The sequence below is a fragment of the Ruegeria sp. HKCCD9138 genome (assembly GCF_057220975.1).
Genome location: NZ_JBWVAZ010000008.1, coordinates 196,414 through 205,529 on the forward strand (window position 1 = coordinate 196,414; position 9,116 = coordinate 205,529).

10 protein-coding genes are annotated in these 9,116 nt (G+C 57.7%); 2 read left to right on the top strand and 8 right to left on the bottom strand.

Going from position 1 to position 9,116, the window contains the following annotated elements:
* Positions 1–5: 5 nt before the first annotated feature.
* The 3 genes from AC2TEL_RS15105 to clpS are packed head-to-tail and all read right to left on the bottom strand — an operon-like array spanning position 6 to position 2,196.
* A complete protein-coding gene (locus tag AC2TEL_RS15105; RefSeq protein ID WP_480904983.1) occupies positions 6–806 on the bottom strand; it encodes an SDR family NAD(P)-dependent oxidoreductase in 801 nt (266 codons plus the stop codon).
* Positions 807–843: 37 nt separating this feature from the next.
* Positions 844–1,809, bottom strand: a complete 966-nt coding sequence (locus AC2TEL_RS15110) for a class I SAM-dependent methyltransferase (RefSeq protein WP_480904985.1) — start codon at positions 1,807–1,809, stop codon at positions 844–846.
* A gap of 45 nt (positions 1,810–1,854) precedes the next feature.
* Positions 1,855–2,196: an ATP-dependent Clp protease adapter ClpS gene (gene clpS / locus AC2TEL_RS15115; RefSeq protein WP_480844158.1), complete on the bottom strand. Its 342-nt coding sequence runs from the start codon at positions 2,194–2,196 to the stop codon at positions 1,855–1,857.
* 92 nt (positions 2,197–2,288) lie between these two features.
* Here clpS and AC2TEL_RS15120 point away from each other — a divergent pair, with 92 nt between their 5' ends.
* Together AC2TEL_RS15120 and AC2TEL_RS15125 are read left to right on the top strand one after the other, a co-directional pair.
* Entirely contained in the window at positions 2,289–2,990 is a 702-nt protein-coding gene (locus tag AC2TEL_RS15120) for an HAD family hydrolase (RefSeq protein ID WP_480904988.1), read from the top strand.
* 280 nt (positions 2,991–3,270) lie between these two features.
* A complete protein-coding gene (locus AC2TEL_RS15125) occupies positions 3,271–4,656 on the top strand; it encodes a D-alanyl-D-alanine carboxypeptidase family protein (protein ID WP_480844160.1) in 1,386 nt (461 codons plus the stop codon).
* 64 nt (positions 4,657–4,720) lie between these two features.
* On the opposite strand, the gene AC2TEL_RS15130 is transcribed toward AC2TEL_RS15125, so the two are convergent.
* The 5 genes from AC2TEL_RS15130 to AC2TEL_RS15150 form a co-directional block, all read right to left on the bottom strand.
* On the bottom strand, positions 4,721–5,968 hold the full coding sequence (locus AC2TEL_RS15130) for a hypothetical protein (RefSeq protein ID WP_480844161.1): 1,248 nt from the start codon (positions 5,966–5,968) through the stop codon (positions 4,721–4,723).
* Positions 5,969–6,138: 170 nt separating this feature from the next.
* A complete protein-coding gene (locus AC2TEL_RS15135; RefSeq protein ID WP_480844163.1) occupies positions 6,139–6,900 on the bottom strand; it encodes a LamB/YcsF family protein in 762 nt (253 codons plus the stop codon).
* A gap of 12 nt (positions 6,901–6,912) precedes the next feature.
* Positions 6,913–7,911, bottom strand: coding sequence for a 5-oxoprolinase subunit C family protein (locus tag AC2TEL_RS15140; protein ID WP_480844164.1), 999 nt, complete (start codon positions 7,909–7,911; stop codon positions 6,913–6,915).
* Positions 7,908–8,648 carry a 5-oxoprolinase subunit B family protein gene (locus tag AC2TEL_RS15145; RefSeq protein ID WP_480904991.1) on the bottom strand — a complete coding sequence of 247 codons (741 nt, stop codon included), beginning with the start codon at positions 8,646–8,648 and terminating at the stop codon, positions 7,908–7,910. Before AC2TEL_RS15145 ends, AC2TEL_RS15140 begins: the two co-directional genes overlap by 4 nt.
* Positions 8,649–8,923: 275 nt before the next feature.
* A partial coding sequence (locus AC2TEL_RS15150; protein ID WP_480844166.1) for a hypothetical protein occupies positions 8,924–9,116 on the bottom strand: 193 nt, incomplete at its 5' end.

The window sequence follows — 9,116 nt, forward strand, 5'->3', positions numbered from 1 at the left end:
GGGGTTCAGTGCGCTGGGGCGGCAACCGGGTCCAGCAGGGTGCGGCCCCCGTCGATGGTCAGGATTTGCCCGGTCATGAAGCCGGCCGCGTCCGAGGCCAGAAATTGCGCGGTTTCAACCAGTTCACCGGGGGCCGCAATGCGGGCCAGAGGTGTGTGTTTTTCGATGTCGTTGCGGAAGTCGCGATTGTCCTTCAGCGTGGATTGCAGAGACGCGCTCATCACTGAACCCAGCGCGATCGAATTCACGCGGATGCGGTTCGGAGCCAGCGCCACGGCGAGCGACCGGGTCATCTGGTCCAGAGCGGCGGTTGACACAGAATAGGCCATCAGATCGGGATGTGTGCGCCGTGCAGCGATGGAAGACAGGTTGATGATCGAACCTGCGGGGTTTTCGTCGTCGTCGCCCGCCTGTTTGATCATCCGTTTGGAGATCAGCTGGCTGAGGCGCAACGCAGGCATGAGGTTCTGGTTCAGAAGCGTGCGAACCGAATCGTCCTCCATATCCAGCGGATCCGACGGGATCACCTGTCGCGCGCCGTTGACCAGTATGTCGACCTGATCAAAGGCATCCAAAGTGGCGGACAGCAAGTTCGCAATCGTCAGTCTTTCACGCAGGTCGCCGGTGAAATAGCGGATATTGCTGTCATCCGCCTGATCGCCCAGTTCTTCAGCCAGTCGCTTTTCATCCATGTCGGCGAACATGACATTGGCGCCGGCGTCCGCGAAATGGCGCCCGATGGCCAGCCCGATCCCACTGGCGCCCCCGGTCACGATCGCAGTCTTGCCGGCTATTGAAAAGGACATGAGTTCCCTCCTGAGTTGCGGGGCACGTTAACCGGCTTTACCGGCGAGGGCGAGAGGCATGAAACACCTTGAACCGATTGTCGCCGGCGATCTCGTCGACGCGCTGGAATGCGTCGGTCAGTGCGCCTTCATAGGGCAGGTGGCGATTGGCAACCATCCACAGATTACCCCCGCGGCCAAGATTGCGCGCAGCAGACGAGATGAACCCCTGACCCAAAGCTGGATCAGCAGCGCGGGACGTGTGGAATGGCGGGTTCATGACAACTGTATCCAGAGGTTCCGAAGCAACCCATGTGACGGCGTCGGCCCAATAAAACTGCGCGCGTTTGTCGGAGATATTGTCCCGCGCGCAAGCCAGAGCTGCATGATCGGCCTCGACCAGATGCAAATTGCGGATACTGTCGTCCCCCAGCAGGTGCGCAGACAGAAAGCCCCAGCCCGCCCCCAGATCAGCGACCCGCGCGCCCAGTTTTTGCGGCAGTGCCTTCACCAGCAAAGCCGACGCAGGATCAACCCCGTCAGCAGAAAAAACACCCGGCGCGGTTCGAAACCCATCCACCCGCTGCACCTTTGGCGCGGCCCAATCGGCGAAAGCCTGTTTGTCTGACTGAAACCAGAAGATCTTGCCATGGGCCTTCGCAATTGGTCCTTCGACAGAAACCCGCTTGCGGATGTCTTTCAGCAGACTGTCGATGCCATCGGTCTTGGCACCATCAACAACAACGATTCCGCTGGCTCGGGCACAGGTCTGGCTAATCAGCGCACGGGCCAGTGCCTTGGCGCGCGGCAAGAATACGACGGCATCCGTGCATGGAGTTTCAGACTCGGGATTCGTATCGAAACCCATTGCCGCAAAATGATCGTGAAAAGGCCGGAACGGCTGTACGACTTCAGCCTCTTTCGGCAGAGCGGACAAATCGTGTTCGGGCGTGGCCCCGATTACGGACAGCGGCCGTGAAAGGCTCAGGCCGTTTTCCAGTGCAAGGCTTAGGCGTGGAGACATTGCTATTTCCGGCAGGCAGAGCGAAACAGGCGCCGAATGGCCGCCTTACTCTTCGCGTTCCATTGTGCATTGCAGCGGGTGCTGGTGGCGCCGCGCGAAATCCATCACCTGACCCACTTTGGTTTCCGCGATCTCGTGGCTGAAGACCCCGACCACCGCAACGCCTTTCTTGTGGACCGTCAGCATGATCTCGAATGCCTGCGCGTGTGTCATTCCAAAGAACCGTTCCAGCACGTGAACGACGAACTCCATCGGTGTGTAATCGTCGTTCAGCAACAGCACTTTATACAGCGGCGGGCGTTTGGTCTTTGGACGCGTCTGTACCAGGATCGACGTGTCGCCATCCTCGTCCGATTTGTCAGACATCATCCACGGGGTTTCGAGCATTTCTTCAAAGAATCCGTTTCATGCTTCGGTTTGTGTCAGGGCTTATATAACGTCAGGGCAGTCAGAGAAAAGAGAAACCGGACGGAATCAGAATGAGTAACAGGCTGACTATAATCGGTTTCGATGCCGATGACACGCTGTGGCATAATGAACGGTTTTTTCAGCTCACGCAGGTCTATTTTGCCGAGTTGTTGGCCGATCATGCAGAGCGAGATCATCTGATGGAGCGATTGCTGGCGGCTGAGAAGCGCAACATTCGGCACTATGGGTACGGTATCAAGGGTTTCACCCTGTCGATGATCGAAACCGCGATCGAGGTGACCGAAGACCGCGTGCCCGCTTCGGTTATCCGCCGATTGATTGAGGCCGGGCAAGAGTTGCTGGCCTATCCGATCGAGTTATTGCCGTTCGCCCGTGAAGCAATCGAAGCAGTGATTGAAACGCATAAAGTTGTTTTGATTACCAAAGGGGATTTGATCGATCAGGAACGAAAGCTGGCACAGTCCGGTTTGGGAGAATTGTTTGATGCGGTCGAAATCGTGTCCGAAAAGACGCCTGATACTTATCGGTCCATTTTTTCGCAGCATGGCGGCGGTCCGGACTCGGCCATGATGGTAGGCAACTCAATGTGGTCCGACGTGGTGGCGCCAATTCAGGCGGGAAGCTGGGGCGTTTATGTGCCTCATGGGTTGGTGTGGGAAGTGGAGCAGGCTGACATGCCGACCGGGAATCCGCGATTTCGCGAATTGGCGGATCTGGGCGAACTGCCTGATCTGGTTCGCGCGCTCGGCTGATGTTGCTATTCCGCCTCAGTTTCTGAAAAAACCCGCGTTGTTCAGTTGCGACGGTGTTTGTGGTCGCCGGTGTAGTGGTTCAGGCGTCAATTCCCACAATATGTAGCGGCGCTCGACTGGTCAAAACAATGACGTGAAAACCCAGCTTTCGGTTTATTTCATTGGGGCTCTGTGCTAGCCTGATCCGTAACAAAATAAATTTTGCTGACCGGGAAAACCCGGCAGCGCGAGGCAGACAGAGGCAAAGATCGTGCAGATTCGGCGGACAGTTCCGGCCCGAATGGGCTTTCTCCATATAGCATTCGTGTGGCTGCTTGTTTTTGCGCCGTTGAAAGCCGTGGCGGCCCCTTACGCAGCCATGGTGATTGATGCACGCACCGGGGAAGTTCTGCACTCTCGCAACGCTGACACACGGCTGCACCCGGCTTCTCTGACCAAGATGATGACCCTTTACATCGCCTTCGAGGCCGTTCGGAACGGTGAGATCACGCTGGATACTCCTGTCCGGATCACCAAAAAGGCCGCGTCCGAGCCCCCGTCGAAACTGGGGTTGCGGTCAGGGCAGACAATTGCGTTTCGCTATCTGATCCGCGCGGCGGCCGTGAAATCGGCCAATGATGCCGCCACAGCAATCGGGATTGCGATCAGTGGGTCCGAGGCTGCATTTGCACGTCGCATGACGCGTACGGCCAAGGCGATGGGGATGAGCCGGACGACCTTCAAGAACGCTCACGGTCTGACGGAATCGGGTCACCTGTCCACGGCGCGCGATATGACCACGCTGGGCCGCCACCTGCTGTATGATTATCCGGAATACTACAACCTGTTCTCGCGGCAATCGACACACGCGGGGATCAAGACGGTTCCGAATACAAATCGCCGCCTGCTGGCCGCATACAAGGGTGCCGACGGCATCAAGACCGGCTACACCCGCGCGGCAGGTTTCAATCTGGTCGCCTCGGCCAAACGCAAGGATGAACGCATCATCGCGACGGTTTTCGGCGGAAAGTCAGGGGCTTCGCGGAATGCCAAAGTGGCGGAGTTGCTGGATATGGGGTTCCGTCGTGCCCCATCGCGGGCCCCGATCCGTAAACCTGCGCGTCCGGCTTATGCAGGAAATGCGGGGCTGGGTGTGAAAGTCGCCGCCCTGACCGGTGCGCCAAAGACCAGCCTGCGTCCCGTTTTGCGACCCGGACCAGCGGCCGCCATTCAGGTGGCCGGGACAGTCGCAGAAACCGCGGCCAAGAACGGAGCGCGCATTCAGAATGGTATTGCAGCGGCCATTGCCGCGGCAGATATCACGCCGGTGGACGAGAACGGAACGACGCGCCCTGCGCCCCGCCCGGACGATCTGGTGCTGGCTTCGACCGGGTCCGAACAGCGACTTGAACCGGATCAGGAAGTTGTCACCCGCCTGTCAACCTCGGGTGGGCATCTGTGGGGCGTAAATGTCGGTCGCTACACGACCCGATACGAGGCCGAGAAGGTGTTGTTGAAAACTGCGTTGTCGGAAATGACCACTCTGGAAGGCACCCTGCGCAAAGTAAACCAAAGCGCACGGGGCTTTGATGCAACGTTTCAGGGAATGACCCGCGAACAGGCCGACCTGGCCTGCCGCCGCCTGCAGGCGCGAAACGTCACCTGTTTCATGATCGGGCCGTCATAAGACCCGACTACTCTCACTCTTGGACACTGGCTGTGAACGAAAGTTCACAGCCTTTTTTGTGGCGTCAATCGAAGACGTGGCCGTGTTCGTATTGCTCGTCCTGTCCCGCAGCGGCAGTCAGGGCTGCCACGTTATCCTTGGTGAAGAAGCCGTCATACTTGTGGCAGCGCTCGATGTACTCGGTGATCAGCAGCGTGTGCTTTGAGTGTTTCGAGAAGATCTGCTTGAGATTGGGATCGTCTTTGCACTCACCCACAACATGAGCCAGAAACGGAACACCCTTGTCCTTGAGCGTGTTCACCACGAAGTCGACATTCTTTTCCCCGGCATTGTGATCACCATCCTGAATCTCGACTGCCATGTGATGCAGACGACGGCCAAAGTTACGGACGAAATCCTCGGTCGGCATTGGCAGTTTGGCGAAAGAGTTCACGAAAGACGGCGTGTTGTTTGCCGTGAATACCTTGGCGGGGGATTTCTTGTCATCGTCTACGTTGGAGTTACGGTTCACATTGGTGGACGAGTTCATGTCGAAAATGTTGTAGGCCCCCCAGAAGTAATAGGGGACCATGGTCAGAAACTCGAGGATCGCATCCTCGCGCTCGCCGGCCAGAACACGGGTGGCAAGATGGTCGAACCCCAGCATAAGTGGTGCAATCTTGGTGTCGGTGCCAAACGCGGCAGCCTGATCCAACCGCTCTTGTTCGTCTGCGCTTAGCAGAACGCGGTCGCCCAGGCCCAGACTGTCGGGGTCGTTGAAGTCGAGCGTGGAATAGCCGACCCGGTTGCAGGTGAAATCAGACGGAGTGGTAAACCGGAACCCATCCTGCGTGTAGAACGGATTTTCCGTGTCGCCTTTGTACTCGAACCGGATGTTTTGATCTTCCAGCGTTCCGGTCAGATCATTCAGGTCCGTCGCACCAAAAACCTCGCCGACATAGCGGGTCTGAGGGGTGCCGCGCGCCAGGGGGTACATGCGGTTGATGCGGGGAATGAAATCTACGAAGGTTTCGCTCAGCGGGGCCATAAGGATCAGGGCCGGGTATTCGGGATGTGAATGCAGGACGGCAAAGCGGTGTGTTGCACCCAGATAGCTGGCCGAATGGCGATACGGGGTCATGACATACAGCTCGACCATCGTGTCGAACACGGCATTGGGCTCGACCTGAATGACAATCGCGCGCATCGGGCCGACCTGCTCGGCAATGCCCGAGCTGTCGCGGCGTTCGTAAATCTTTGGAAGGTATTCGGTAAAGAAGTCCGAGTTCTTCTTGTCGCCTCGTGGCTGATAGGACATCAGATCGAAAGACATATGAGCCTCCTTGCGCAAAAACTGGCTGCGGGTTGGATGGCCGCCCATCCGCTCGCGAGTTTCGTTGCTTCAATTACGGTATTCAGAACATGCACTTGCGGGCATGCTAGGGGCTGAACCGCGTTCGGGCAACAGTTAGAAAATGGTACGCCCAGATTGCGCGGAGCTGTCTATCGGGTGAATTTCGTCACATCGACGCCGCCCGCGATCAGGTTTTCCCGAACTGAACGCGCGATTTGAACGGCAGTGGGCCCATCGCCGTGCAGGCAGATCGTATCGATGGACGTTTCCAGCCGTTTCCCGCTTTCGGTTATGATCGCGCCTTCCCGGACCATGTTCAGAATACGGGGGCCGGCAAGTTCGGGATCGTGTATCACGGCACCGGGCAGGCTGCGGTCGACCAGGGTGCCGTCATCATTGTAGGCGCGGTCGGCAAAGATTTCGCCAACCCATTTGCAACCCAGCTCGCGCACGGCCTTTTCCTGTTTGGTAACGGCCAGAACCATGATGATGATATCGGGATCCACGTCCAGCGCACCCTGATAGCAGGCGCGCGCCATGTCGAGGTCGACAGTGCACATATTGGCCAGCGCTCCGTGCAATTTCAGGTGGCGAACCTTGGCGCCAACCGCTGTAGCGACACCGATTGCAGCCCCCATTTGGTACCGCACCAGATTGCGCAGTGTACCCTGTGGTATTTTCATGTTGCGGCGTCCAAACCCCTGCAGATCGGGAAAGCCGGGATGCGCGCCGATACCGACATCGTTTTCAGCCGCCAGGGTCATTGTCTTTGCCATGACATCCGGGTCCCCCGCGTGAAAGCCGCACGCGATGTTGGCCGAGGTTATGATCCGCAGCAGGCTTTCATCGTCCCCCATCTTCCAAGGGCCAAAACTTTCGCCCATATCGGCGTTCAGATCGACTTTGGGCATCGGCAAATCTCCTTAGTCTTCGGCAGAGATCACTCCGCCAATCAATTGGTAGGACAACAAGTCCGGAATGTCATGCGGGTCGCGGACCAGAGCCTCGACCCGCCCCGGCAATCTGGCAAGGTCCGCTTCAAAGGCTGATTGAATTGAGACAGCTTGTTCCATCGTCACAAATTCGAAGCGTAGCAAACCGCCAGCCGGGGTTTGAGCGGCCCGTGGCAGGTCGCACGGCAAGACGGTCGCGATACGGGGGTAGCCACCGGTGGTCTGGCATTCAGGCAATAGGATGAAGGGATTTCCGGTGCCCGTCATCTGAATGTCGCCGGGGGTTATGACTTCGGACAGAATGTTCAGCTGACCTTTGGCGGCAAATCCATCACCGTCGCTTTCAAGCTGCATTCCCATCCGATTGGCCCGAGCACCGCGCCGGAACTCGGTCTCGGCAAACCGGTCCAGTGTGGCTTGATCGAACATCGAGGTCTGGAAACTGGCCACGACTCTCAGAAGGCCGCCCGAAAAACGATCATCCACACACAATTTCCTGCCTGATTGTCCGGCCCGGCGACCAACCGGCAGAACGTCACCGGCTTGAACGGCACGACCAACCTTGGCCGTCAGGTGGGCGGAGCGTGATGACAGAAAGGGTTCCGTGTCGATGCCACCACCGACATGCAGATACCCGTAGTTTCCCTTGGTGACCGAGCCGAGTTCCAGACGTTGTCCCGGTTCCAGCGCGTGTGAGGCATTCCAGACAACCGGACTGCCGTCGATCGTCGCCAGCATGGGCGCACCCGTCAATGCAATCTGAACCGTCTGCGTCGCCTCAAAGCGCCCTCCCATGCCGGCCATTTCCAGCGCTCCCAGGTCCGGGCTCTGCCCCAGCAATGCCGCCCCTTCATGCAAGGCCAGCATATCGGCCGCACCGGATCGGGACAGACCCTGGGCCAGGAAGCCCCTTCGTCCCTTGTCCTGAATTGTACAGGCCGGACCGATGCTGACGACTGTCAGGCTCATGGCTCAATCTCCTGACAGACTGCTCCATCCGCGTGGCCTGACCTGATGCTTTCAAGTTCATCCCGGGAAACTGACTCGAAGATCATCTCGTCCCCCGGGTTCAACGCAAACGCATGATCGCTTTCAGGGCGAAAACACCGGAAGGCTGTTTGCCCGACATGGCGCCACCCGGTCGGTGTTGGCCCAGAAAACAGAACGAACTGCGAGATCGCCAGAACTAGCGCCCCTTCCGGAACCATGGGGTTGAGTTCTTTCAGTCGAGGGATGTTGAACTCGGGGCCAAGCGGTCCGAGGTAGGGCTGCCCCGGTGCGAAGCCGATCGTCAAGACGCGCACCCGGGTTTGGCTGAGGCGCCGGATGGTATCCGATGGGGTCAAGCCGGCAGCAGACGCCGCCTCCTGCAGTTGCGGCGCAAGGTCCGTCCCATAAACGGTTGGAACGCGCCACAGCTTTCGGCCACCGGGCAAGGGCGCATTGAACCAATTCCGCTCGGCCAGAACAGAACGGACATTCTCTTCTAATTCTGGAAGAGGAAGGCAGAGCGGGTTGAAACGAACATAGGCCGAGGCCAGAGACGCAGAAGTTTCAAGAACACCTTCAATGCTCAGTTTGTCGACCGCGTTCCTGAAGGCCAAAGCCGCGCGATTGGATGATTCCGTCATCGTGTCGGCAAAGGTTATCAGAAGGCCGTCGTAACCAACTGTACGCACCAGAGGGAATGTATTGGCATGGGTCATGGAGGACATTCGGGAATGGTGGCCATTTTGTTGTGCGACCTGACCGCATCTCGGACTGAAGCGCAAGGCTTTGACTTAAAATGCTGGATGAAGGGTTGTTTGGCCAGAAAGCCAATTGACGTTGAAAAGGCCTCGGAGCCTGTATTTGTGACTGAAAATGAGTCGCTTTGGGTGATCCGAGTCGGGCGGCTCTTGTATGGTTGGTTCCGAAGCTCACAATATCTGGTGTCCCCATGTGATGAGCTGGTAGGTAATCGATGGGTGATTGAGGAGACCTACGTCAAAATGATGCGGCGTCTGCTGGATTTTTGATATGTAAGTATCTGAAAAAAATTGATAAAATTGGGTAATGCAAAAAAATCGCGCAGGATGTAATTTTCCACTTGCGGCTTTTGATTGTTATCCTTAGAACGCCCTTCACCGGCGCTGCTGAGGCGGTTGCTGGGACGCTGGAGACGGCGGAGACGG